Source organism: Streptomyces sp. CB02261, assembly GCF_001905665.1.
Taxonomy (GTDB): Bacteria; Actinomycetota; Actinomycetes; order Streptomycetales; family Streptomycetaceae; genus Streptomyces.
This window is the reverse complement of sequence record NZ_LIVX01000002.1, coordinates 958,703-981,384: the sequence shown is the minus strand read 5'-3', so window position 1 is coordinate 981,384 and position 22,682 is coordinate 958,703. Positions and strand designations below refer to the sequence as shown.

Here is a 22,682-nt window from a genome sequence, read left to right as displayed (position 1 = left end):
GAGAACCTGGAGGAGCTGAACGGCCGGGGCCTCGCCGACCGCTTCCCCGTCATCCTCGGCGGCGCCGCCCTCACCCGGGCGTACGTCGAACAGGACCTCCACGAGATCTACCAGGGCGAGGTCCGCTACGCCCGCGACGCCTTCGAGGGCCTGCGCCTCATGGACGCCCTCATGGGCGTGAAGCGCGGCGTCCCCGGAGCCGTACTCCCGCCGCTCAAACAGCGCCGGGTGCCGAAGCGCCCCGAGTCGCCGGCGGAGGTACGGGAACCCGAACCGGCCGGCCGCTCCGACGTCGCCGCCGACAACCCGGTACCCGAACCCCCCTTCCTCGGGACCCGGGTCGTCACCGGCGTCCCGCTCGCCGAGTACGCCCCCTGGCTCGACGAGAACGCCCTCTTCAAAGGCCAGTGGGGCCTCAAGGACGCCGGGACCGTCGAGACGGAGGGGAGGCCCCGGCTCCGGGCGCTCCTCGACCGGATCGAACGCGAGAACCTGGTCGAGGCGGCCGTCGTGTACGGCTGGTTCCCCTGTGTGTCCAAGGGCGACGACCTGATCGTCCTGGACGAGGACGGAGGCGAGCGGACCCGCTTCTCCTTCCCCCGCCAGCAGCGGGGCCGCCGCCTCTGCCTGGCCGACTTCCACCGCGCCGAGGACTCCGGCGAGATCGACGCCGTCGCCCTCCAGGTCGTCACCGTCGGCTCCCGCATCGGCGAGGAGACGGCCCGGCTCTTCGCCGCCGACGCCTACCGCGACTACCTCGAACTGCACGGCCTGTCGGTCCAGTTGGCCGAGGCGCTCGCCGAGTACTGGCACGCCCGCGTCCGCGCCGACTGGGGCATCTCCCGCAGCGACCCGTCCGGCCTCGAAGGCATGCTCCGCACCGAGTACCAGGGCTGCCGCTACTCGCTCGGCTACCCGGCCTGCCCCGACCTGGAGGACCGGGCGAAGATCGCCGCGCTCCTGCGCCCGGAACGCATCGGCGTCGTGCTGTCGGAGGAGTACCAGCTGCACCCCGAACAGTCGACGGACGCGATCGTCGTCCACCACCCGGAGGCGAACTACTTCAACGCGGGAGGCCGACGCCTGTGAACCCCGACGCACCGACCTTCTCGTTCGAGTTCTTCCCGCCGAAGACCGACCGGGGCGAACGGACCCTGTGGGACGCGATCCGACGGGTGGAGGCGCTCGCGCCGGACTTCGTCTCCGTGACGTACGGAGCGGGCGGCTCGTCCCGCGACCGCACCATCGACGTCACGAAGCGCATCGCGGCCGAGACCACCCTGCGCCCGGTCGCCCACCTCACCGCCGTCGGCCACTCGGTGGGGGAGCTGCGGAGCATCATCGGCGCGTACGCGGACGCCGGGGTGCGGGACGTGCTCGTGCTGCGCGGCGACCCGCCGGGCGATCCGCGCGGCGCGTGGACCCCCCACCCGGACGGTTTCACGTACGCGTACGAACTCGTCGAGCTGGTCCGCTCGCTCGGCGATTTCCGCATCGGGGTGGCCGCGTTCCCTGAGGGCCACCCGAGGTCGGAAGACCCGGCCGACGACCTCGCGCACTTCGTCGCGAAGTGCCGGGCGGGCGCCGACTACGCGATCACGCAGATGTTCTTCGACCCGGAGGACTACCTGCGGCTGCGGGACCGGGTCGTCGCCGCCGGCTGCGACACCCCGATCATCCCGGAGATCATGCCGGCGACGGACGTCCGCCAGATCCGCCGCTTCGCCGAACTGAGCGACGCCGCCTTCCCCGAGGACCTGGCGCACCGCCTGGAGGCGGCGAAGGACGACCCGGCCGGCGCGTACCGCGTCGGCGTCGGGCACGCGACCGCGATGGGCCTGCGGCTGCTCGACGAGGGGGCGCCGGGGCTGCACTACATCACGCTCAACAGGTCGACGGCGGCCCTCGAAATCCACCGAACCATCCTCAGCGCAAGGAGTGTCGTCCATGTCTGACTTCACCGACTTCAAGGTCGCGGACATCTCGCTGGCCGAGTTCGGCCGCAAGGAGATCACCCTCGCCGAGCACGAGATGCCCGGCCTGATGTCGATCCGCCGCGAGTACGCGGCCGCCCGGCCGCTCGCCGGCGCCCGCATCACCGGCTCCCTGCACATGACCGTGCAGACGGCCGTCCTCATCGAGACGCTCGTCGCCCTCGGGGCCCGGGTCCGCTGGGTGTCCTGCAACATCTACTCCACCCAGGACCACGCGGCCGCCGCCATCGCCGCCGCCGGCATCCCGGTCTTCGCCTGGAAGGGCGAGACCCTGGAGGAGTACTGGTGGTGCACGGAACAGGCCCTGACCTGGCCGGACGCCTCCACGGGCGGCCCCAACATGATTCTCGACGACGGCGGTGACGCGACCGTCCTCGTCCACAAGGGTGTGGAGTACCAGAAGTCCGGCGCGCTGCCCGAGGCCGACAACGAGGAGATGGCCGTCGTCCGCGCCCTCCTCGAAAGGTCCACCCTGGACTGGTCGACGATCGCCGCCGGCATCCGTGGCGTCACGGAGGAGACCACGACGGGCGTCCACCGTCTGTACGAGATGCACCGCGAAGGCGCGCTGCTCTTCCCGGCGATCAACGTGAACGACGCCGTGACGAAGTCGAAGTTCGACAACAAGTACGGCTGCCGCCACTCCCTCATCGACGGCATCAACCGCGCCACCGATGTCCTCATCGGTGGCAAGACGGCCGTGGTCTGTGGCTACGGCGATGTGGGCAAGGGCTGTGCGGAGTCCCTCCGCGGCCAGGGTGCCCGCGTCATCGTCACGGAGATCGACCCGATCTGCGCGCTCCAGGCGGCGATGGACGGCTACCAGGTCACGACCCTCGACGAGGTCGTCGAGACGGCCGACATCTTCATCACCACGACCGGCAACAAGGACATCATCATGGCCGGGGACATGGCCAGGATGAAGCACCAGGCGATCGTCGGGAACATCGGCCACTTCGACAACGAGATCGACATGGCCGGCCTCGCCAGGACCCCGGGCATCGTCAAGGACGAGGTCAAGCCGCAGGTCCACACCTGGACCTACCCCGACGGCAAGGTCCTCATCGTCCTGTCCGAGGGCCGCCTCCTGAACCTGGGCAACGCGACGGGCCACCCCTCGTTCGTCATGTCGAACTCCTTCGCGGACCAGACGCTGGCGCAGATCGAGCTCTTCACGAAGCCGGAGGAGTACCCGACCGACGTCTACGTCCTGCCCAAGCACCTGGACGAGAAGGTCGCCCGCCTCCACCTGGACGCCCTCGGCGTCAAGCTGACGACCCTGCGCCCCGAGCAGGCCACGTACATCGGGGTCCCGGTCGAGGGCCCCTTCAAGCCGGACCACTACCGCTACTGAGGACGCATGTGTACCGACTGCCTGCACGAGGAGCGTGACCCCTGGCTCCCGGACCGCCTCCTCCGGACGGAACGGGACGCCCTGATGCCGCTCCTGCGACGCACACCGGAGGAGGCGTACGAGCTGCGCACCGCCTGCCCCGGCTGGACGGTCCGGCAGGTCGTCGCCCACTGCGGGGCGGCGCTCGTACGGATCGTCGAGGGCCGCCTGGAGGAGGGCGTGTTCCTGCCCGAGGCGAACGCCTGCGACGTGGCCGAGCGCGAGGAGTGGCCGCTCGGCCGGATCCTCGACGAACTGGAACGCGGCCTCACCGAGGCCGGTCCGGTCATCGCCGCGCACGAGGACGGCAGGCTCGACGCCGTCGCGCTCGGCGAATGGGTCCACGCCGGAGACGTACGGGAGGCCTTCGGCGAACCGCACGCCTACTGCGGCCCCAGCCTGGACCTGGCCCTCCCGCTCCTCTCGGTGACGAGCCGCAGACGGGAGACCCCCCGTCTGGTGGGCGTCCTGAAGGACCGGGAACGCACCCCGGTGGCCCTGGGCAACCCGGTCGAAGGCCGTCCGCCGGCCACCTACGAGGGCGACGCCTCGACCCTGATCCGCATCTACGCGGGCCGCCCCCTGGTCCGCACCCGCTACGAGCTGCGGGGCGCGACGGAACAGGAGCTGCTCATCTACCGCTGAGGGGGCGAGGTGGTCACTTGGACATGATGAAGTCCAGGGCGAGACCGGACGCGGTCGTCCAGTAGGTGACGAGCTGGCCGTCGTCCGCGTACAGCGGGGTGGCCGGCATGGGGACGTCGACCGGCTTGCCCGCGTGGGTGCCGGGCGTGCGGCCCTGGAGGGTGAGGGTGATGCTCCGCGCCTCGTACTCGTCCCTGGCGCCCCCGCTGACGAGCAGAGCGGCGTACGCCTCCTTGCCCGGCTCGATGACGACGGGCTTGCCGGGGTCCGGGTCGCTGTCCTTGATCACGGGGACGGTGGTGCGGGCGTCGGCACCGAGCCGGACGTGGGGGTAGTGGTAGAGGGCGCACGTGGCGTCGCCGGAGTTCTGGACGGTGAGGAGCAGGTGCCTGTTCTCCTTGGCGTCCGCGGGCTCCTTGACCGCGGACACGGCGAGGTCGTCGACGGTGCAGGCGGCGACGGTGGCCCCGCCGGGCGCGGCGGAGGCGCTGCCGCTGGGCTCGGCGGTCTCCGTGGGCGTCTCCGTCGGCGCCGCTGTCGGCGTGGCCGTCGCCGTCCCGCCGGGCGTCGCCGCACTCGTCGCGCTCGGCGGGGCGGAGGTGCCGCCCTGGCCCGCACCGTCGTCGGCACTGGGCTGGCACGCCGTGGACGCCAGCAGCGCGGCGACGACCGCGGCGCCGACGGCGTAGGGCTTCACGCCCCGGACATGACTGATGCGCTTGTTCATGGTGGTTCTCCCCCGTGGTCGGCCGTACGAGACCGCTCTCGGCCTTCGCTGCCGAGCAGAGTCTGCTCCCGGGGCTTCATCAACAAGCCTTCGTCGGGGCTCTGTTACCCAGCAGGTACAGGGAGGGGCCGATTCCGCGGCGAGGCCGGTAAAACCGGGTGCGGACGGCCGGTGGACTCATGTGGGATCGGACGCATGGCGATCGTGAGCGGTAAGCCGGGAGTCGACGGGCTGAGCGCGGCGGTGGGCGCGCTGCGCGCATGGCAGGACGAGGGGGCGCCGACGCAACTGCACCCGGGGGACCTGGGATGGTTCTGGCGGTGGGGTGCCGAAGCGACCGCCGAGGCGGTCAGGACGTGGAGCCGGGACGGGCGGATACTCGCCGTCGGGCTGCTGGACGGCCCCGACCTGCTGCGGCTGACGACCGCGCCGGACGCGTGGCGGGACGAGGAGCTGGCGCGCCGGATGGCCGATGACGTGACGGACCCGGAGCGCGGGGTGCTGCCCGCGGGGAAGGTCAGTGTGGAGGCGCCGACGGACGTACGGCTCCAGGAGCTGCTGTCCGAGCGGGGCTGGGGCTTCGACGCGCCGTGGACGCCGCTGCACCGCGACCTCACGGAGCCGGTGAACCATCCGGGCGTACGGATCGAGGCGGTCGGACCGGAACGGGCGCAGGTGTGCGCCGCCGTGCACCGGTCGGCGTTCGGCGGGGGGCGGTTCACGGCGGAGCGCTGGCACGCGATGGCGGTCGGGCTGCCGTTCACCGAAGCCCGGTCCCTGGTCGCGTACGACGACCGGGGCAGCGCGGTGGCGACGGTGACGGTGTGGTCGGCGGGACCGGGCAGGCCCGGTCTGCTCGAACCGATGGGCGTCCACGCGGACCACCGCGGTCAGGGCCACGGCCGGGCGATCACCCTCGCCGCGGCGGCCGCCCTGCGCAACCTCGGGGCGTCGAGCGCGCTCGTCTGCACGCCGACCGCGAACGCGGGCGCCGTCGCCACGTACGTCTCGGCCGGCTTCCGCCCCCGCCCCGAGGTCAGGGACCGTATCCGGGACGTCTAGCGAGCAGGACGCCGGTCAGAACCTCCGCTGGTGGTCGAGGAGTTCGCGGAGCCACGGGGTGCGGACGGCGGGGAGGCGGACGAGGGTGGCGTGGAAGATCGCCCCGTCGACCCGGAACGGGGGGTGGTGGCGCGGCGGGGGGAGCGGGTAGTCCTCCTCGGGCCGCACACCGGCCGGCATCCGGCCCGACTCCTGGACGAGGTGCTGCTGGGCCTCCTCGCCGACGAGTGGAAGCGCGAGGCGCGGGCGTAGGCGTGACCCCGACGGCGAAGCTGATCACGGTCGCGCCGGTACGCACTGCCCGCACAGCGTCTCGTCCGCGATCGGGCGGAACAGCATGGGTTGGGTGTGGGTGCCGCTCGCGCATTCGCGGGTGCCTTGCAGGCGGACGGAGAGGCGGTTCGTGGGCGCGGGCGGCGCGGGCGGGGGCTGAGTCGGCGGGGTGAGGGGCGGTACGTCGCGGAGCAGGTAGCGGACGAGGCCGCCGGGCCGGTGGACGGGGGTTCCGGGGCCGGGGAGGCCGCGCAGGATGTGTTCGTGGACGTCGGTGGGGGTGTGTCCGGTGTCGAGCCAGCGGGCGGCGAGGCGGGTGAGTTCGTCGCGCATGGCGGGCGGGATGTGCCGGAGGGCGGGGGAGAGCAGGGGGAGGGCGCCGACGAGGGCGCGGGCGTCTTCGTGGCGGGGGCTGGGGGGCGTGCTGGCGGCGGGGCCGTCCTCTCCGGTCTGCTCGGCCGGAAGGTTGGAGGTGTCTTCCTTTGGGTCTTTCTTTGGATGACGGTCGGCCGGCGGGGTGGTCGGCTGACCGGCGGCCGGTTTCCGGGGACTCGGTGCGACCTGCGGGGATACGCGGTTGGTGCAGGTGGGGGCGGGTGTCCGAGAGAGAAGCTTGATGGCCTCGTCGGAGGTCAACGGGGTGCTGGAGACGAGCTGTTGGGTCATCCAGTGTCCCCCGGCGCCCTGGACCCGGCGCTCGTGCACGAACCCCTCCTCCATGAGCTGTCGTTTGGCGCGGGTGAAGGCGCATGACCCGATCCGGGCACGCTCGGCAGTTCGGGAGAGGGGTTCGCGGGCGCCTCGGGGGAGGGAGAGCTGCCAGGTCAGAAGCCGGACGGCGTTGGCGCTGAGCCGGGGGTGCCGAATGATCTCGTGCGAGAACTGGCTGTAGGCACGGGAGGGCGCGTTAAAGTGCCGGTAGATCACGGTGGAGTCCTGTTTCCACTAGTGGTTCAGGCCCCCGTCGTAGGTTGCGAGCCTCGGCGGGGGCCGTTTTGCGTGAACGTACGTCACTGTGCGCGTCCGGATGGGCGCGTGGGGTGAAGATCGCCCGTGTGGGTGACGAGCAGGCCCAACGGGCTTGGGAGCAGGCGGGTTTCCGAGGGTCGGGGGGTGACCCGGCTTCGCGGGCTTCTGGTGCGGCCGCCCTCTTTCCGAGTGTGTCGGCCTCCACCGCCGCCTCGAGGGCGCTCCTTCGTCGCGTCGGCACGACAACCCCCCGAGCCACACCAGTCACCCCCAGAACCTCACCGCCCCCCGGCCGCCCCGCCCCCCCCGAACGACTCGTTCGGGCTTCGTCGCCGTGCGGTCGCTTGCCGCCGCTGCTCTGCTGGTGGGACCTCGTCCTCCCCGTCCGTACAGGAGCAGCCCCCATGCCCGTCATCGTCACCATCGAGTTTCCCGGCGGTACCCACGAGCAGTACGAGGAGACCACACGGCAGCTCCTGGCCACCGACTGGTTTCCGCCGGCCGGGTTCCTCGCGCACGCCGCCGGGCCCGACGGGAGCGGGGGGTGGCGGGTCGTGGACTTCTGGGAGTCCGAGGACGACTTCCGGGCCTTCATGGAGAAGGGCCGGTCGATCTTCGAGCGCGAGGGTGAGCGAACGATGCTCCTCACCGTGCAGGAGGCCGCGAACGTCATGGTGCGGCCCGAGCCGAAGTGACCGCAGCGGCCGGAGCGCACCCCTTCGGCGAAGCCCGCCGCGTGAAAACCCTTTGCGAGGCGCCGCCCGTCACCCCCAGGCTTCTCCGCCATGACCAGTCATCATTCCGCGGCGCCCTCCCGCCCCGTCGCCGACCTCTTCTCCGCCGACGGGCGCCTCAAGGCCATCCCGCGCAAGCCCGCCCGGCGTGAGGCCCTTCTCGCGCACCTCGCCGCGACGCTCTTCGAGACCGGCCGCGACTACCGCGAGCCCGAGGTCAACCAGGCCCTGCTGACCGTGCACGAGGACCTCCCGGCCCTGCGGCGGTATCTCGTCGTCGGCGGCTTCCTCGCCCGGACGAAGGACGGCGCGGCCTACCGCCGCCGGCAGCAGCCCGGCTCCCCCGGAGGCGCGATCCCCGCCGTCGCGTGACCGGCGCGGTGGTGGCCGGCCTGCTGGCCGGCTACGGCATCGCGATCCCGGTCGGCGCCGTCGGCGCCTACCTCGTGGCCGTCACGGCCCGTACCGGCTGGCGTACGGGCGTCGGCGCGGCCCTCGGTGTCGCCACCGCCGACGGGGTGTACGCGCTCCTGGCCGTCGCGGGCGGCGCCGCGCTCGTCCCGGTGCTCGCTCCCGTGATGGACCCGTTCCGCTGGGCCTCCGCGGCGGTACTCGTGGTGCTCGCCGTCCGGGCCGCGTGGCTGGCGCTCGCCGCGTACCGGACGGACGGGCTCGCCTCCCGCGACGACGGGACCGCCCTGACCCCGGCCCGTGCCTTCCTCACCTTCCTGGGCATCACGATCCTCAACCCCATGACGGTGGTCTACTTCGCCGCCCTGGTCCTGGCCACGGGGCCCTCGGCCCCCGCCGGCCCGGTCGACCGCACCGCCTACGTCCTCGCGGCCCTCGCCGCCTCCGCGAGCTGGCAGCTCCTGCTCGCCCTGGGCGGCACCCTCCTCGGCCGGACCCTCACGGGTGCGCGGGGCAGGCTGGCCACGGCACTCGCGTCGAGCACGCTGATCGTGGTCCTCGCGGTGCGGCTGGTGGGGTGAGCTCTCAGGCCTCGGGCACCAGACGGACCATCTCGATGCCCGGCCGCACCTTGGCGATGGCGGTGAAGTCGTCGTCCACATGCAGCAGCGTCTGACGATGCTGCTCGGCGGTGAGCGCGATCAGGATGTCCATGGGAGAGGGGCCACGGAGGTGCCCGATCCGCAGGAGGTCGCGCTGCACCGCCACGACCTTCGGCCACGGGTCCTCCGGCGCGGGGACCCAGGCGAAGGTCTGGTTCAGCATGGTGGTGAATGGCTCGTGGTCGCGGTCGGCGCGCAGGCCGCGCATCAGCTCCGCTTCGACCGGCGGGCAGAGGGAGACCCGGCCGTGTGCCACATGGCCGGGCCACGGCTCGCCGATCTGCCGGCGCAGGAGCCGCCACACCGCTGACGTGTCGGCGAGGTAGTGCTTCACCGGCCGTGTCGCTCCTGCTCTTCGAGGAAGTCGAAGTCGAGGAAGTCCTCGGCGTTGTCCTGGAGCCAGCGAAGGGCTCGGGCTCGGTCGTCCGCGCTGATCGCCGCCGCTATCGTCAGCGCGCGGTTGATGGTGTCCCGCTTGGTCTTGGTGCCGAGCTGCTGTTGCGCGAAGGCCAGCATGTCGTCGTCGATGTCGACCAGGGTCTTGGACATGAGCGCCTCCGGTGCGTCGTATATCTCGACGTGCCGAGTATATATGTGCCCCCCTCCGCGTCCGTCGAGTCCGGCAGCCCGAGTCCCCCCGGCCCCCTCAGCCCCTGTCGGCTCCCGCCGGGCTGAGGGTGCAGACGCCGTCCTCGCACCGCCGCTCCAGGCGGCCCCGGGAGATCGTCTGCGCCAGGCCGACCATCCAGCAGGTGGGGCAGCCCCGGAACGCGATGAGGGCCAGCGGGGCGGCCAGCAGGGTCGCCGGGCCGGCGACGGGGACGAGGGCGATCGAGCCGACGATCAGCCCGAAGCCGAGGGCGCCGCGCGCCAGGTGGCGGGGGACGGACGCGCTGGCGTAGTCCGGTCCGGGGGTGGAGGGACGGGCGGTGTCGGCGGCTTCTCGACGGGTGCGCGCACGCTTCACGGTGCTCACGGTCGTGACTCTCCTACGGCTGGTCGGTCGGACGCGGTCAGGGAGTGGCGCAGTGCTGTACGCGCCCTGTGGAGCCGCGACTTCATCGCGGCGTCGCTCAGGCCGAGCGCACGGGCGACGGTCCTGCCGGGCAGGCCCTGGACGTCCCGCAGGAGCAGGACCTGCCGCTGGTCGCGGGGCAGGGCGCTGACCGCGGCCGCGATCCGCTGGGCCTCGAGGCCGCGCAGCACCGCGTCCTCGGCGGACGGTTCGGTCGGCGCCCCGGTCTCGGCCCGCGTCTCGTCGCCCCTCGGGACGAGCAGCCGTACGTGACGCAGGCATTCGTTCCGTACGATCCGGAACATCCACGACGCGAGAGCTCCGGCGGCCCGCAGGGTGCCGATCTTCCGGTACAGGATGATCAGCGCCTCCTGCGCCGCGTCCTCCGCGTCCTGCGGCGAGGCGCACAGCGACAGGGCGAACCTGCGGACGTGGGGCTGCGATTGCAGCACGACGGTGGTGAGCGACGGGACGTCGCCGTCCTGGGCCGCTTTGATCAGCCGCTCGTCCGGCCAGCGGAAGCCTCGGTTCATGCGTTCGTCCCACCCGTCACCCGTAGACCGGTCAGCTCTGTCGCCCGTGCGCCGGTCAGTTCCGTCCCTTGTAGCGCCGCGTCAGGTGCCAGCCGCACGCCGCCACGAGCAGCGCGCCGATCACTACGAGGCCGGTGATCATCATGGGTGTTCCCTCCGGGTTCCGCCCGGCCCGTTCGGCCGGTACACGCACAAGAGGGGGGAAGGCACGGAAAGGATTCACCTCCGGCGGAGGTTTTTTCCGTGCGCCGCCCGTCAGTCGATGTGCACGATCTGGAAGGCCTCCGCCATCCGGCCCGGGGGCAGGCCGCCGGCCGTGGCGTGTTCGCCGAGCCAGGTGCGCAGCAGGCCGGCGAGGTCGTCGAAGTGGGCGGTCTGGGAGGTGTGGATGCGCAGGGCCTCGACCTTCCGGTCGAAGACGGTGGTGACGTCGACGTACTGGTTCGGGGTGGGTCCGGTCATCAGCCACAGTTCGTGGACGGTCCAGGGCTCCAGGCCTTCGTTCTTGAGCAGTTCGGCGTGGGCGAAGGGGTTGCGGGCCTCGGGGTAGACCGCGCGCAGGCAGGCGTCGCCGACGGCTCGGTGGTCGGGGTGGAGGTCGGCGACCCGCGCCCAGTTGATCTCGGGGGACGGGATGATCGCGCGCTGCGGCCGTACCTCACGGATCACCCGGCACAGGTCGCGGCGGAGGTCGACGGAGGCCTCCACGAAGCTGTCGGGGTAGCCGAGGAAGCGGACGTCGGCGACGCCGCTGAGCTTGGCGGAGTGGACCTGTTCGGCGCGGCGCAGGTCCGCCATGGCCTGGCGCGGGAGCCGTTCGTCGTACCCGCCCGCGCCGCCGTCCGTGACGATGCAGTACGTGACGCGGGTGCCGCGCTCGACCCATTGCATGACGGTGCCGCTGACGCAGAACTCGATGTCGTCCGGGTGTGCGGCGACGACGAGCAGCGATTCCGGTGCGCCGCGGTCGGGTGCCGGGTCCGGTGCGGGCCCGGCCTTCTCGTGGTCCTCCATGTCCCTCATGGGGCAAGCCTGTTGGGGTGGCGGGGGCGTCGCAAGGCCATGCCGTGGCGTGAACCGGACATGGCACTTACGCGCCATTCAAAAACTTGGTAGATTCAAATCATTGGACGTGACGCGTATGCGATGACAGTGACTTCGAACCGGAGGCGACCGGCATGTGCAGGATTCTCGGCTCCTTCGCCGCCGGGGCCGACCGCCCCGAGCCGGCCCAGCTCGCGGCGGTCTCGGCCCGACAGCGCCACGGCGGACCCGACGAGCACCAGGTGCTCAGCGGACCCGGCTGGTCCCTCGGCTGCGACCGGCTCGCCGTGACCGACCCCTGCGGCGGACGGCAGCCCTACCGGCTGCCACACCTCCCCGGCATCCTCGCCGTCCTCAACGGCGAGATCTACAACCACACCGAGCTGCGCCGGACCCTCGCCGCCCGGGGCCACCGGTTCCCCGACCGCTGCGACGGCACCCTGCTCCCCGCGCTCTACGCCGAGTACGGCCCCGCCTTCGCCGAGCACCTCGACGGCATGTTCGCCGTCGCCGTCCTCGACCTGCGCCCCGGACGCACCCGGCTCGTGCTCGCCGTCGACGACATGGGCATGAAGCCCGTCCACCTGCACCACGACCCGTACGACGGCACCACCCGCTTCGCCTCCGAGATCCCCGCGCTCCTCGCCTTCGAAGGGGTACGGATCTCCCCGCGCGAGGACGCCCTCGACACCGTCCTCGCCACCCGCACGTCCTTCTCCACCCACACCGCGCTCGACGGCGTCGACGTCCTGCCGCCCGGCGCCACCGCCCTCGTACGGCCCGGCGCCGCGCCCGTCGTACGCCGCCGCGGCCCGTACCGGGCAACCCCCCTCGGCGACACCCAGGACGTCCTGCGCCACGAGGTGCGCCGGCTCGCCGAGGCCGAGGTGCCCGTCTGCGCCATCACCAGCGGCGGCCTCGACTCCGGGCTCGTCACGGCGCTCGCCGCCGAACACGCCCGGGAGGCCGACGCGCCGCCGCTCCACACCTTCCACCTCACCTACCGGGGCCGCTGGCCCGACTCCGAGGCCGCGTACGCCCGGTCCGTCGCCCGCCGGGCCAGGACCGTCCACCACGAGGTGGCCGTCGACCCCGACGAGCTGAGCTCCCTCCTCACCCGCACGGTCCGCCACCTCGGCCAGCCCAACGCCGACCCCATCGCCCTCTCCACCTACGCGCTCTTCCGCGCCGTCCGCGAGAGCGGCTTCACCGTGGCGCTCACCGGGGACGGCGCCGACGAACTCTTCGGCGGGTACGACCGGATGCGCGCCGCGCAGGCCGCGCCCGCCGGGGCGGACTGGGCCGGGGCCTACGCCGACGCGCTCGCGGCGGCGCCCCGGCTGCTCCGGGAGCACCTCTACACCGCCGACTACCGCGCCCACATCGCCGACCAGGGCTCCGCCGCCGACCGCATCGAGCAGGAGCTGCGCTCGGCGGAGGCCGTCGGCGCGGACCGGCTCACCGCGATGACCGCCTTCGAGACGCGCTGGCGGCTGCCCGCGTACCACCTGCGGCGGGTCGACCACCTCTCGATGGCGTGGGCGGTCGAGGCGCGGATGCCGTTCTGCCAGCCGTCCGTCGTGACGCACGCGCGTGCGCTGCCGGCCGGGGCGCGGACAGGTAAGCGGGCGCTGTACGAGGCGGGGGCGGAGCTTCTGCCGTCGGGGGTGCTGCGGCGGCCCAAGCAGCCGTTCACGCTGCCCGTCGCGGCGATGCTCGCGCCCGGGGGGCCGCTCCTGGAGACCGTCCGGGAACTGCTGTCCCCGGCGCGGCTGGTCCTCGGCGGCAAGGTCCGCGCGGACCGGGTCCGGAAGCTCCTGGCCCGCCACCTCGAACGCCCCTCCCACCACGACGCCCAGGCCCTCTGGGCCCTCGCCGTCCACGAACTGTGGACGGAGATCGTCCAGGGCCTGCGCATCCCGGCCGACTGTGCCGCCTGACATCCCGGGACCCGGGCGTCCCGGACCCGCACGGGGCGGGGCCCCCCGAGCCCGTCCCGGCGGGCCGGGCGGCACCGCGGGGAGCCGGGTCTCCGTCGTCGTCGTGCGGGTGGCGGACGCTCCCGGGCCCACGCTCGTCGTGCGGAGCGACCGGCTTCCGCCCGAGGCTCTCGGGCTCGGTGGGGAGCTCGCGTGGTTGCGGCACGCGCTCGACGGGACCCCGCACGCCCGCCTCGGCAAGATCGCCCTGTACCGGCCAGGGCCCACCCTGGACTACCGGTTCGTCCAGGGCCTCCCCGGCGGCGGGTTCGACTTCCGGGCCGGGTGCGGGCACTCGCTGCTCGCCTGCGTCGTCGCCGAGGGGCGCCCCGGGCCCGTCACCGTCCGCGCCGTGACCACCGGCGACACCGTCCTCTGCGAACCCGGGGCCGGACCCCGGGAGGACACGTACACGCTCAGCTTCCTCAAGGCCCCCGCCGCCCCGGGTGTCCTCCCCACCGGCCGGCCCGTCGACCTCCTCCGCGGGACCCCCGTCTCGATCGTGCGGTACGGCAACCCGTACGTCTTCGTCGACGCCCGCCACCTCCCCGCACCCGAACCCGCCCTCCACGACCGGCTCCTCGCCCTCCGTGCCGACGCCGCCCGTCTCCTCGGGCACCCGCCCCGCTCCGCCCTCCCCAAGATCGCCGCCGTCACTGCCGACGCCACCGGCGTCTCCGTCCGCGCCCTGACCGTCGGCGGCTGGCACCCCCGCCTCGCCCTCACCGGCGCCGCCGCCCTCGCCGCCGCCGGCGCGCTCGACGGGACCGTCGTCCCCCCGGTGGACGGCGAGGTCCGCACCCCCGGCGGCACCGTCACCGTCTCCACCGCGCCCGACCGCGTCCGCGTCCACCACAAGCGCGCCGAGGTGCTGGAGACGCTCGACGTCCCCTGGCGTATCCACGCAACGGCGTGAACGCGCACCCCGCTCACCAGGCCCGGAGCACCTCTCCTCTGCCACGCTGAACCGGACCGGCCATCGGTATCCGTGGGGAGAGCAGACACACATGAAATTCGAGAATCTGCGTGTCGTCGTGACCGGCGCGTCCCGCTACTTCGGTCGCGCGCTCGCCGTCGGGTTCGCCCATCTCGGCGCCGAGGTCTACGTGTCGGCGCGGACCGTCGAGGCTGCCGAACGCACCCGTACCGACGTCATGGGCTCCGCCCGCGACCGCATCCACGCCTTCGGCTGCGACCTCAGCAGGCCCGCCGACATACGGGAGTTCGCCGCCCGGGTCGGCGAACACACCGACCGTGTCGACCTGTTGGTCAACAACGGCGCCCGCTGGCTCGACGGCATGGACCTGGAGGCCGCGAGCGACGCCGAGATCGTGGAGACGATCGAGTCGACGGCCGGCGGCACCGTCCTCATGGTGAAGCACTTCCTGCCGCTGCTCCGCGGCTCCCTGCGCCCCGACATCGTCAACATGGTCGCCGTCCGCGACGCCGAGGGCGCCTCCGCGGCGGCCGCGGGCGCCGCCCACGAGGCCTTCTGGGCGGCGAAGAGCGCCCAGGCCGGCTTCGCCGACATCCTCTCGCGCCGGCTGCGCCCGTCCGGGGTCCGCGTCTTCTCCCTGTTCCCGCCCGACTTCTCCACCTCCGATCCGCGCTTCGCGGAATGGGACGGAACGAACCCGGACGGGGTGGCACCCGACGAGAAACTGACCACCCAGGCCCTCTTCGAATGCGTCGTCTACGCCGTCGAGCAGCCCCGCGACTGCTTCATCCGGTCCTTCCACTTCGAGCCCCGCTGACCCGCCCGAAGCGCCCCTCACCCGAGAACCGACCCCGCTGACCGCCCTGCGCCGCCGGCGCGCCCACCGCGACCCGCTGCAGCCCACCGCACCACAGCGTCAAGGAGGTCCCATGAGCACCCCTGTCTGGATCACCGCGACCCCTCCCGCCACCCACGGCGAACTCCACATCGGCCACCTCGCCGGGCCGTACGTCGCCGCCGACGTCCTCTCCCGCTACCTGCGCGCCGAGGGCGAGGCCGTCCGGTTCACCACCGGCACCGCCGACCACGCCAGCTCCGTCGAGGTCCGGGCGCTGCGCCACCACCGCAAGCCCGAGGAGGTCGCGGAGGGCTACCGCGCCGCGATCACCGCCGACTGGCTGCGCTCGGGCGTCGAGTTCGACCACATCGTGCGCCCGCGCCGCGACAAGGGGTACGGACGCTGGGTGCAGGACCTCTTCGGCCGTCTCTTCGCCCAGGGTGTGATCGCCCCGCGCACCCGGCTCCTGCCGTACTGCGAGCCCTGCGACCGCTGGCTGTACGGGGCGCACGCCACCGGCACCTGCCCGCACTGCGGAGCCGTCAGCGACGGCGGCATGTGCCACGAGTGCGCCCGCCCCAACGACGGCGGCGACCTGCTCGCCGCCCGCTGCGCCCTCTGCGACACCCCGGCGGTCGCCCGCCGCTGCCGTCGGCTCTACGTGCCCCTGGAGCCGTTCCGGGAGACCCTCGCCGACTACTGGGCGACGGCCGGCCTGCCGCCGCGGCTCGCCGCGCTGTGCGAGTCGCTCGTCGAGGACGGACTGCCGGACATCGCGGTCGGTCACCCCGCCGAGTGGGGTCTGCCGGTGCCCGTGGAGGGTTTCCCCGACCACCGCATCGACGGTTGTTTCGAGGCCGCCGCGATGCACCTCTTCGGCTACGACACGAAGGGCCCGCTGCCCCGCCGCGCCATCCACTTCTGCGGCTTCGGACACGCCTTCTGCCACGCGGTGCTGCTGCCGGTGCTGCTCCTCGCGCAGGACGTCAAGCTGCCGCAGGACTTCAACGTCAACGAGTCGTACGTCATCGAGGAAGGCGTCCAGGAGGGCAACGTCTGGGCGCTCGACCTCCTCACCGAGTACGGCTCCGACACCCTGCGCCGCCATGTCCTCCAGGCCCGCCCGCTCGGTCGCCGCACGGTCTTCCGGCGGGAGCGGCTCGCCGCCGCCCGCCACGAGCTGGACGAGAACTGGAACAGCTGGCTGTCCCGGCTCTTCGCCGCCGTGCGGGAGGAGTGCGCGGGCCTCGCCCCGCAGGCGCTGCCCGGCGGCACCGGCTGGGACATCCTGGAGCGCCGGCTGCACCGGGGCGTGGACGACCTGCGCGAGGCGTACGGCCCCGACGCCTTCGACCCGCGGCGCGCGGTCGCGGTCCTCGACGAGATGGTCCGTTCGGCGGCCGACTTCGGCCATGTGAACGCCCACGAGCGGTGCCGGCCCAGCACCTCCTGCCGTCACCTGCCCGCGCTCGCCGCGCAGTTGGCGGTGGCGTCGGCCCTGTCGGCGTGGTCGCGTCCGGTGATGCCGGAGGGCGCCGACCGGCTCGCGGCGGCGCTCCGGGTGGCCCCGGGCCGTCCGGTCGACTGGCACGCCCTGACGGGCCCGCTCCCGGGGACCCGCCTGGCGCCACCGTCGGGCCCGGTCTACGGGTTCTGACCCTTACTACTAAGCAACTAAGTACCTCAGTACCTCAGTACCTCAGCATTTCAGTACGTCCTCGTCCTGTCCCCCTGCCGCGTGACCGTGCGCGCGAGCGACGCGCAGGGACACGTGGTCCCGCCTCCCCTCACACAGGAGCCCCACGTGTCCCTGCGCGTCGCCATGCTCAGCGTCCACACCTCCCCGCTCCACCAGCCCGGGACGGGGGACGCCGGCGGGATGAACGTCTACATGGTCGAGCTGTCCCGCGCCCTGGCCGAACAGGGCGTCGAGGTCGATCTGTTCACCCGCTGCCGGGGCGAGGGACTGGCCCCGCTCGTCGAACTCGCCCCCGGCGTACGGGTCCGCCATCTGCACGCCGGGCCGCGCGAGGCACTCCCCAAGGAGGCCATGCCGGATCTCGTGGTGCCGTTCTCGCTGGCCCTGCTCAAGGAGGAGCGGCGCTACGACCTGCTCCACTCGCACTACTGGCTGTCCGGGCAGGCGGGCCGGATCGCCTCGGCGGGCTGGCGGATCCCGCTCGTGCACACCGCCCACACCCTGGCCCGGGTGAAGAACGCCTCTCTCGCGGCCGGTGACACCCCCGAGCCGGAGCTCAGGGTGCGGGGCGAGCGCCAGGTGGTGGGCGCCGCCGACCGGCTGATCGCCAACACGGCCGACGAGGCGGAGGCGCTGCGCTCGCTGTACGGGGCGGAGGGGCCGCGCACCGAGGTCGTACGCCCCGGGGTCGACCTGCGGACCTTCCACCCGGGGGACGGCCGCGCGGCCGCGCGTGCCCGGCTCGGCCTTCCGGCGGACGCGTTCGTGCCGCTCTACGCGGGCCGGATACAGCCCCTGAAGGGCCCGGACGTGCTCGTCCGGGCGGTCGCCGAGCTGCTGCGGGAGTCCCCGGACCTGCGCCGCCGGCTGCTCGTGCCGGTGGTCGGCGGGCACTCGGGCGCGACGCGCGAGGGCACGGCCTGGCAGCTCGCCGGGGAGCTGGGGGTGACCGACGTCCTGCGGTCCTGCCCTCCCGTGCCGCAGGAGCGGCTCGCGGACTGGTACCGGGCGGCGGACGTGCTGGTGGTGCCCTCGCGCAGCGAGTCCTTCGGTCTGGTGGCCCTGGAGGCGCAGGCCTGCGGGACGCCGGTGCTCGCGGCGGCGGTGGGCGGTCTGCCGACGGCGGTGTGGGACGGGGTGACGGGGTTGCTGGTGCGCGGTCACGACCCACGGGAGTACGCGGCGAGGCTGCGCGAGCTCGCGGCGCGTCCGGAGAGGGTGGAGGCGATGGGGGAGGCGGCGGCGCGTCACGCGCGCGGGATGAGCTGGCGGGCGTCGGCCGCCCGGACCGTCGAGGTGTACCGGGCGGCGCTCGCGGAGACGCGGGTGGGGCAGGGGCGGCGGCACGCCCCTGCCCCGGTGGCCTCTCTCTCCTGGAGGAACGAGAAGGCCGTGGCTCAAGTCTAGCATCTCTTTTGGTTCAACCAAAGATATGGAGAGCTCCGGATGCTCCAATTCCGTTGCGGGGACGTCTGATTGACGCATCCACGCCATGGCGGGTCCACGCAGAGACGAAGTCTGGATTCGAATCGGAGGCGGCGACAGAATGGAGATGTCTTCAGGGAACGCCCGGCGGCACGGGCACCGGAAGACGGAAATTCACATTCCAAGTCCTGGAGGAATCATGTCCGTTGCGCAGAACACCGGAATCCGCACGACCCTCCGCCGGCTCATGGTGGCCGCCGTGACCTGTACCGCCGTCGCCGGCGGCGCCGCCTTCGCCGTCGGCGACAGCGAGCCGGTCGCCCCGCAGACCGTCGCCGGCGTCGCGGAGGACAACGGATGGCCGGTCGCCCCGCCGTCGCCGACCCCCGCCCCCACCAACTGAGTTCATTCACCGGGAAATCCAGCCGGGAACGCGCATTCCCCGCCGTCAGGCCCCTCCATCGCTGCCACGATCGGGGGGCCTCGGTATTTCCCGCCGCATTCCCGCACCCCCGGAAATCCGGGAGCCGTCGCGGCCCGTCAGTCCAGCCAGCCCAGGCGCACCGCGCGCGCCCCCGCCTCGAACCGGCTCGTCGCGCCCAGCTCCTGCATCAGCTCCGAGATCATCCGGCTCACCGTCCGCAGCGACACCCCGAGCGTCCGCGCGATCCGCTCGTCCTTCATCCCCGAGGCCAGCATGTGCAGCGCCGCACGCTGCTGCTCCGACAGCCCGTCGCCGCCCGCCTCCGCCGCCGCCTCGTTCCCGTACGGGGTCGCCGTGTGCCAGCAGTGCTCGTACAGGCTCAGATACGGCCGCACCAGCGCGCTGCCCCGGGCCAGGATCGCGCCCTCGCCGGGCTCCTCGGGGCGGATCGGAACCAGCGCGAACTGCTGGTCGGCGATGATCATGTTCATCGGGACGACCGGGGCCAGCCGGATCTCCACGCCCAGCTCCGCCCGCTGCCCCAGGAACTTCTCCATCTGCGGGTCCGCGGCCTCCTGCCGGCCGTACACGGCCCGCACCCGCACCCCGTTGGCGATCTGCCGCCGGTCGCGGTCGAGCATCCGGTCCGGGTTCTGCCGCCCCGGCATCCCCGGGTGCAGCGCCGCCGAACTCTCCTGCATCACATCGGTGATGTCCTCGATGGCCTGCTGGATCCTGCGGTAGTCGGTCAGCGCCTCCACGTGCGCCTCCGCCCGCGTCAGCGCCTCGGCCCGCAGATAGGAACCCGCGAGGACCTCCAGCGTGCTGTACGCCTCGTCCGCCTCGGCCAGGTGCTCCCGCAGCCGCTCCCGCTCCCGCTCCAGGAGCCGCAGGAGCGCGATCTCCGGGTCGATCGCCGCCACCGTGTCCGTCTCCGAGCGCCAGCTGCCGTCCTGCACGGCCGTCACGGTGGCGTGGGCCTGCCCCGTCGGCACGATGAGCCCCAGGGAGAGCAGTTCGCCGCGACATCGCTCGTACTCCTCCGCCGCGAGCCCCAGTTCCCTGCGGACCTCCTCGAAATCCGAGACGCCCCGGCGGCGCAGCTCCTGGTACACGGCGAGCAGGACGTCGCCTCCGCCGTCCCCGATGCCGTCGCCCGCAGTGACCATGGCGAAGTGACCCCCCTCATTCTCCGAGCCGCCCCGCCCTCACCCTGTCATACGGCTCGGCGGGAGTCCGTCGTGCAGTGTCCGCACCTACCGTGGCGCACCGGAACTCCTCGTGCTAGGCCGCGTGTTCGGGCCCGTCGCCGTCGAGCAGGCCGAGCCGGGCCGCCTTCACCCCGGCCTCGAAGCGACTGGCCGCCCCCAGCTCCTGCATGACCTCCGACAGGAGCCGGCTGACCGTCCGCAGCGACACCCCGAGACTCCGCGCGATCTGCTCGTCCTTGATCCCGGAGGCCAGCATGCGCAGCGCCGCCCGCTGCTGGTCGGAGAGGCCGTCGCCGCCGTTCTCGCCGGGCTCCTCCCCGTACCGGGAGGCCGCCTGCCAGCAGTACTCGTACAGGGCGAGGTACGAGCGGACCAGGCCGGGGCCGCGGGCCAGGATCGTGGGCGAGTCCGGGTCGTGCGGGTCGGTCGGCAGGAGGGCGAAGTTCTCGTCGGCGAGGACCATGTTCATCGGGACGACGGGGGAGAGGCGCAGCTCCACGCCGAGCGCCGCCCGGTCGGCCAGGTGCTGGGTCATCTCCGGCACGGTCCCGACCCGGCGGCTGTACATGGCGCGTACCCGCACCCCCCGGGCCGCCCGCGAGCGGTCCCGCTCCAGCTCGGCGGTCATGTCCTCGCGCCGGACGGAACCGGTGTGCATGACGTGGACGGCGGTACGGACGGTGTCCGTGAGGTCCGTCAGTTCCCGCGTCACCCGCTGCGGGTCGGTGACGATCTCCACCTCGACCTCGGAGCAGGGGGCGGCTCCGGCCCGCAGGAACGGTCCGGCGAGGGCCTCGATGGCGGTGTGGGCGCGGCTGGTCGCGGCGAGCCGGTCCTGGAGCCGGTCCCGCTCCCGGCGCAGCAGCCGCAGCAGGGCGACATCGGGGTCGACGACGAGGCGGGCGCCGGTCCCGGCGGTGCCGTGGGCGGCGGTCAGCCCCAGGAAGGCGAGCTCCTCGCGGCACCGTTCCCGCTCGTCGGCGGAGAGCTCCAGCCGGTCCGCGACCTCGTCGAATCCGGCGTCGAAGCCGAGGTCGGGGCGGGCGCGGAGTTCCTGGTAGACGGCGAGGGCCTGCTCGCTGCCCACACGGGACACGGCGGCGTTTCTGGACACGGCGCAGCAGACTCCCCTCGGATCCGGTGGATCCTGTTGAATCGCCCCGCTAGACCCTGCCACATATTCGAACGGCACGCACGGAGTTGAGCGGGGCTCAAGCGGTGGCGGTGCTCGTCCGGCAGTCGGGGCACAGACCCTTGAAGACGACCTCCGCGTCGTCCACCCGCCACTCCGGCAGGGCACCCCGGGGCGGGGACGGTGCGGCCGACGCCACGTTCTCCACGCGGCCGCAGACCGTGCACAGGGCGTGCTGGTGCGCGGGGCCCGAGATCTCGAAGACGGCGGGCAGGCCGGGCCGGTCGAACTTGCTGACCAGGCCCGTCTCCTGGAAGTGCCGCAGCATCTCGTAGACGGCCTGGCTGGTCAGCGTGCCGAGGCGCTCGCGGGCGGTCGTGGTGATCGCCTCGACGTCGAGATGGCCGCCGGCGGCGAGCACCGTCAGCACCTCCAGGCGCGGGCCCGTGACCCGCAGCCCGACGTCGCGCAGGCGCTGGATCACCGCCTCGCGGCCCGTCAGCTCTTCCGCGACTGCCATCTTCTCCGCCCGCCACCTGGTCGGCTCAAACTTTTGTGGGCATCGTACCTCTTGCTCGTCAACCTCGTCAGATGCTCTTCAGCCGTTCGCCGTCACTCGTCCGTCCTGCACACGAGCAGCACGGATTCCGTCCGCTCGTCGATGCGGTGCCGCCGCCGGCCCTCGATGTGCAGGCCCGCCGACTGCAGTTCGGCCGCGAGCCGTTCGGGGTCCACGATCCACTTGTCGGTCGTCAGCACGACCCGCTCCGTGGAGAGCTTGCCGGTCCTGGCCGTGTAGTACGTGATCCGCTCGCTCATCGACGGCAGGTCGAAGACCTGCCGGGCCACCACCCACTCGTCGACTCCGTCGAAGCGGGGCACCTGGAAGGCCCAGGTCCGCCGGGGCTCCGCGATCAGCCCCGGCAGCTGGTGCGCGGTGTAGTCGAGGGCCAGCGCCCCGCCCGTCTCCAGGTGGGAGGCGACCTCCCGCAGCAGCGCGGGCCGCCGGACCGGGGGCACGGCGGCGACCATCGCGCCCGCGAGCAGCGCCAGCCGGTAGCTGCCGTCGAGGCGCAGGTCGACGAGGTCCGTCCGGTGGGTGACGACCAGCCCGGCCACCTGTGGACCGATCCGGCGGGCCCAGCTCCCGAGGCGCTCCAGGGCCGAGGCGTCCCGGTCCACGGCCTCCACGGCGAAGCCGTGCCGGGCGAAGGGGACGGCGAGCCGCCCCGCGCCGGAGCCGAGGTCCAGGACGGGTCCGCCGGTGGAGCGGGCGAGGCTGAGGTACCGGACGATGTCCGCGCTGTGCGGGCCGAGCAGGGCGTCGTGCAGCCAGACGGAGCCCTCGTCGGCGGGGGACATGGATTCGAGCCCGGGCAGGGTGTCCGAGGTGACCCGGACGCCGGCCCCGGGGGCGGGCTCCTGCTCCCGGCCGTATCGGGACGGCAGGACCGGCGCGAGCGCTGCGGGCACGACGGGCAGGGAGACGCCGCTCGGTGTGTGCATCGCTCCTCCAGGGGCTCGCTCGGTCCATGCCGTCCGGACGAGGTACCCGTGCCGCCGGGAACCGCGCCG

At 73.1% G+C, this 22,682-nt stretch carries 26 protein-coding genes; 14 read left to right on the top strand and 12 right to left on the bottom strand.

Annotated features, from left to right (window positions below; genetic code table 11):
* From AMK29_RS10135 to AMK29_RS10120, 4 genes are all read left to right on the top strand, one after another.
* Window positions 1–1,089, top strand: a 1,089-nt coding sequence (locus AMK29_RS10135) for a vitamin B12 dependent-methionine synthase activation domain-containing protein (RefSeq protein ID WP_274535631.1), incomplete at its 5' end; no start/stop codon positions are given.
* Entirely contained in the window at window positions 1,086–1,955 is an 870-nt protein-coding gene (metF, locus tag AMK29_RS10130; RefSeq protein WP_073810608.1) for a methylenetetrahydrofolate reductase [NAD(P)H], read from the top strand. The genes AMK29_RS10135 and metF, both read left to right, overlap by 4 nt.
* Window positions 1,948–3,348, top strand: coding sequence for an adenosylhomocysteinase (gene ahcY, locus AMK29_RS10125; RefSeq protein WP_198942207.1), 1,401 nt, complete (start codon window positions 1,948–1,950; stop codon window positions 3,346–3,348). Before metF ends, ahcY begins: the two co-directional genes overlap by 8 nt.
* A 6-nt stretch (window positions 3,349–3,354) precedes the next feature.
* A complete protein-coding gene (locus AMK29_RS10120; protein ID WP_079196815.1) occupies window positions 3,355–4,032 on the top strand; it encodes a maleylpyruvate isomerase family mycothiol-dependent enzyme in 678 nt (225 codons plus the stop codon).
* 13 nt (window positions 4,033–4,045) lie between these two features.
* Here the strand turns inward: AMK29_RS10120 and AMK29_RS35005 are convergent, their stop codons facing one another.
* Complete coding sequence (locus AMK29_RS35005) at window positions 4,046–4,759, bottom strand: DUF4232 domain-containing protein (RefSeq protein WP_079196814.1); 714 nt, start codon at window positions 4,757–4,759, stop codon at window positions 4,046–4,048.
* 195 nt (window positions 4,760–4,954) lie between these two features.
* Here AMK29_RS35005 and AMK29_RS10110 point away from each other — a divergent pair, with 195 nt between their 5' ends.
* Complete coding sequence (locus AMK29_RS10110) at window positions 4,955–5,821, top strand: GNAT family N-acetyltransferase (protein WP_073810604.1); 867 nt, start codon at window positions 4,955–4,957, stop codon at window positions 5,819–5,821.
* A 15-nt stretch (window positions 5,822–5,836) separates the two neighbouring features.
* Here AMK29_RS10110 and AMK29_RS36335 read toward each other — a convergent pair whose 3' ends face one another.
* The gene (locus tag AMK29_RS36335; protein ID WP_158071305.1) at window positions 5,837–6,001 is read right to left on the bottom strand and encodes a hypothetical protein; all 165 of its coding nucleotides are present in this window, start codon (window positions 5,999–6,001) and stop codon (window positions 5,837–5,839) included.
* Window positions 6,002–6,097: 96 nt separating this feature from the next.
* On the bottom strand, window positions 6,098–7,021 hold the full coding sequence (locus AMK29_RS10105; RefSeq protein WP_073810602.1) for a hypothetical protein: 924 nt from the start codon (window positions 7,019–7,021) through the stop codon (window positions 6,098–6,100).
* A gap of 446 nt (window positions 7,022–7,467) precedes the next feature.
* Here AMK29_RS10105 and AMK29_RS10100 point away from each other — a divergent pair, with 446 nt between their 5' ends.
* The 3 genes from AMK29_RS10100 to AMK29_RS10090 all read left to right on the top strand — a co-directional run bounded on the left by AMK29_RS10100 (window position 7,468) and on the right by AMK29_RS10090 (window position 8,789).
* Window positions 7,468–7,758, top strand: coding sequence for a hypothetical protein (locus tag AMK29_RS10100; protein ID WP_073810600.1), 291 nt, complete (start codon window positions 7,468–7,470; stop codon window positions 7,756–7,758).
* Window positions 7,759–7,848: 90 nt separating this feature from the next.
* Complete coding sequence (locus AMK29_RS10095) at window positions 7,849–8,169, top strand: DUF2087 domain-containing protein (protein WP_073810598.1); 321 nt, start codon at window positions 7,849–7,851, stop codon at window positions 8,167–8,169.
* Complete coding sequence (locus tag AMK29_RS10090) at window positions 8,166–8,789, top strand: LysE family transporter (protein ID WP_073810596.1); 624 nt, start codon at window positions 8,166–8,168, stop codon at window positions 8,787–8,789. Before AMK29_RS10095 ends, AMK29_RS10090 begins: the two co-directional genes overlap by 4 nt.
* Before the next feature lie 4 nt (window positions 8,790–8,793).
* Here AMK29_RS10090 and AMK29_RS10085 read toward each other — a convergent pair whose 3' ends face one another.
* From AMK29_RS10085 to AMK29_RS10065, 5 genes are all read right to left on the bottom strand, one after another.
* Window positions 8,794–9,204 (bottom strand): PIN domain-containing protein, encoded by a 411-nt coding sequence (locus AMK29_RS10085; RefSeq protein WP_073810594.1) that lies wholly within the window; start codon window positions 9,202–9,204, stop codon window positions 8,794–8,796.
* The gene (locus AMK29_RS10080; RefSeq protein ID WP_073810591.1) at window positions 9,201–9,419 is read right to left on the bottom strand and encodes a type II toxin-antitoxin system VapB family antitoxin; all 219 of its coding nucleotides are present in this window, start codon (window positions 9,417–9,419) and stop codon (window positions 9,201–9,203) included. The genes AMK29_RS10085 and AMK29_RS10080 overlap by 4 nt, the downstream gene beginning before the upstream one ends.
* 97 nt (window positions 9,420–9,516) lie before the next feature.
* Window positions 9,517–9,837 carry a hypothetical protein gene (locus tag AMK29_RS10075; protein ID WP_073810802.1) on the bottom strand — a complete coding sequence of 107 codons (321 nt, stop codon included), beginning with the start codon at window positions 9,835–9,837 and terminating at the stop codon, window positions 9,517–9,519.
* Between the two features lie 5 nt (window positions 9,838–9,842).
* The gene (locus AMK29_RS10070) at window positions 9,843–10,418 is read right to left on the bottom strand and encodes an RNA polymerase sigma factor (RefSeq protein WP_079196813.1); all 576 of its coding nucleotides are present in this window, start codon (window positions 10,416–10,418) and stop codon (window positions 9,843–9,845) included.
* Between the two features lie 255 nt (window positions 10,419–10,673).
* Window positions 10,674–11,441, bottom strand: coding sequence for a PIG-L deacetylase family protein (locus AMK29_RS10065; protein WP_241845221.1), 768 nt, complete (start codon window positions 11,439–11,441; stop codon window positions 10,674–10,676).
* A gap of 155 nt (window positions 11,442–11,596) precedes the next feature.
* Here AMK29_RS10065 and asnB point away from each other — a divergent pair, with 155 nt between their 5' ends.
* The 6 genes from asnB (at window position 11,597) to AMK29_RS36330 (ending at window position 18,743) form a co-directional block, all read left to right on the top strand.
* A complete protein-coding gene (gene asnB / locus AMK29_RS10060) occupies window positions 11,597–13,402 on the top strand; it encodes an asparagine synthase (glutamine-hydrolyzing) (protein ID WP_073810587.1) in 1,806 nt (601 codons plus the stop codon).
* A 109-nt stretch (window positions 13,403–13,511) separates the two neighbouring features.
* Window positions 13,512–14,357 (top strand): PrpF domain-containing protein, encoded by an 846-nt coding sequence (locus AMK29_RS37615; RefSeq protein WP_158071304.1) that lies wholly within the window; start codon window positions 13,512–13,514, stop codon window positions 14,355–14,357.
* A 91-nt stretch (window positions 14,358–14,448) separates the two neighbouring features.
* Complete coding sequence (locus AMK29_RS10050; RefSeq protein WP_073810583.1) at window positions 14,449–15,195, top strand: SDR family oxidoreductase; 747 nt, start codon at window positions 14,449–14,451, stop codon at window positions 15,193–15,195.
* 112 nt (window positions 15,196–15,307) lie between these two features.
* Window positions 15,308–16,873 carry a class I tRNA ligase family protein gene (locus AMK29_RS10045; protein WP_073810581.1) on the top strand — a complete coding sequence of 522 codons (1,566 nt, stop codon included), beginning with the start codon at window positions 15,308–15,310 and terminating at the stop codon, window positions 16,871–16,873.
* 114 nt (window positions 16,874–16,987) lie between these two features.
* A complete protein-coding gene (gene mshA / locus AMK29_RS10040) occupies window positions 16,988–18,322 on the top strand; it encodes a D-inositol-3-phosphate glycosyltransferase (protein WP_382615489.1) in 1,335 nt (444 codons plus the stop codon).
* Between the two features lie 217 nt (window positions 18,323–18,539).
* On the top strand, window positions 18,540–18,743 hold the full coding sequence (locus tag AMK29_RS36330) for a hypothetical protein (protein ID WP_073810577.1): 204 nt from the start codon (window positions 18,540–18,542) through the stop codon (window positions 18,741–18,743).
* Window positions 18,744–18,880: 137 nt separating this feature from the next.
* Here the strand turns inward: AMK29_RS36330 and AMK29_RS37610 are convergent, their stop codons facing one another.
* From AMK29_RS37610 to AMK29_RS10015, 4 genes are all read right to left on the bottom strand, one after another.
* Window positions 18,881–19,933: a helix-turn-helix transcriptional regulator gene (locus tag AMK29_RS37610; protein WP_073810575.1), complete on the bottom strand. Its 1,053-nt coding sequence runs from the start codon at window positions 19,931–19,933 to the stop codon at window positions 18,881–18,883.
* Window positions 19,934–20,048: 115 nt separating this feature from the next.
* Window positions 20,049–21,089 (bottom strand): helix-turn-helix domain-containing protein, encoded by a 1,041-nt coding sequence (locus tag AMK29_RS10025; protein ID WP_073810573.1) that lies wholly within the window; start codon window positions 21,087–21,089, stop codon window positions 20,049–20,051.
* Window positions 21,090–21,186: 97 nt separating this feature from the next.
* The gene (locus AMK29_RS10020) at window positions 21,187–21,627 is read right to left on the bottom strand and encodes a Fur family transcriptional regulator (protein ID WP_073810571.1); all 441 of its coding nucleotides are present in this window, start codon (window positions 21,625–21,627) and stop codon (window positions 21,187–21,189) included.
* Between the two features lie 92 nt (window positions 21,628–21,719).
* Window positions 21,720–22,613 (bottom strand): SAM-dependent methyltransferase, encoded by an 894-nt coding sequence (locus AMK29_RS10015; protein ID WP_073810569.1) that lies wholly within the window; start codon window positions 22,611–22,613, stop codon window positions 21,720–21,722.
* Between the last annotated feature and the right edge of the window lie 69 nt (window positions 22,614–22,682).

Excerpts from the sequence above, each read along its gene's own strand:
- AMK29_RS10080 (WP_073810591.1), bottom strand. The coding sequence starts at position 9,419 with ATGTCCAAGACCCTGGTCGACATCGACGACGACATGCTGGCCTTCGCG.
- AMK29_RS10070 (WP_079196813.1), bottom strand. The coding sequence starts at position 10,418 with ATGAACCGAGGCTTCCGCTGGCCGGACGAGCGGCTGATCAAAGCGGCC.
- AMK29_RS10065 (WP_241845221.1), bottom strand. The coding sequence starts at position 11,441 with ATGAGGGACATGGAGGACCACGAGAAGGCCGGGCCCGCACCGGACCCG.
- ahcY (WP_198942207.1), top strand. The coding sequence starts at position 1,948 with ATGTCTGACTTCACCGACTTCAAGGTCGCGGACATCTCGCTGGCCGAG.
- AMK29_RS10100 (WP_073810600.1), top strand. The coding sequence starts at position 7,468 with ATGCCCGTCATCGTCACCATCGAGTTTCCCGGCGGTACCCACGAGCAG.
- AMK29_RS10110 (WP_073810604.1), top strand. The coding sequence starts at position 4,955 with ATGGCGATCGTGAGCGGTAAGCCGGGAGTCGACGGGCTGAGCGCGGCG.
- AMK29_RS10095 (WP_073810598.1), top strand. The coding sequence starts at position 7,849 with ATGACCAGTCATCATTCCGCGGCGCCCTCCCGCCCCGTCGCCGACCTC.
- AMK29_RS36335 (WP_158071305.1), bottom strand. The coding sequence starts at position 6,001 with ATGCCGGCCGGTGTGCGGCCCGAGGAGGACTACCCGCTCCCCCCGCCG.
- AMK29_RS37610 (WP_073810575.1), bottom strand. The coding sequence starts at position 19,933 with ATGGTCACTGCGGGCGACGGCATCGGGGACGGCGGAGGCGACGTCCTG.
- AMK29_RS10120 (WP_079196815.1), top strand. The coding sequence starts at position 3,355 with ATGTGTACCGACTGCCTGCACGAGGAGCGTGACCCCTGGCTCCCGGAC.
- AMK29_RS35005 (WP_079196814.1), bottom strand. The coding sequence starts at position 4,759 with ATGAACAAGCGCATCAGTCATGTCCGGGGCGTGAAGCCCTACGCCGTC.
- AMK29_RS10045 (WP_073810581.1), top strand. The coding sequence starts at position 15,308 with ATGAGCACCCCTGTCTGGATCACCGCGACCCCTCCCGCCACCCACGGC.
- AMK29_RS10015 (WP_073810569.1), bottom strand. The coding sequence starts at position 22,613 with ATGCACACACCGAGCGGCGTCTCCCTGCCCGTCGTGCCCGCAGCGCTC.
- AMK29_RS10050 (WP_073810583.1), top strand. The coding sequence starts at position 14,449 with ATGAAATTCGAGAATCTGCGTGTCGTCGTGACCGGCGCGTCCCGCTAC.
- AMK29_RS36330 (WP_073810577.1), top strand. The coding sequence starts at position 18,540 with ATGTCCGTTGCGCAGAACACCGGAATCCGCACGACCCTCCGCCGGCTC.
- asnB (WP_073810587.1), top strand. The coding sequence starts at position 11,597 with ATGTGCAGGATTCTCGGCTCCTTCGCCGCCGGGGCCGACCGCCCCGAG.
- AMK29_RS10020 (WP_073810571.1), bottom strand. The coding sequence starts at position 21,627 with ATGGCAGTCGCGGAAGAGCTGACGGGCCGCGAGGCGGTGATCCAGCGC.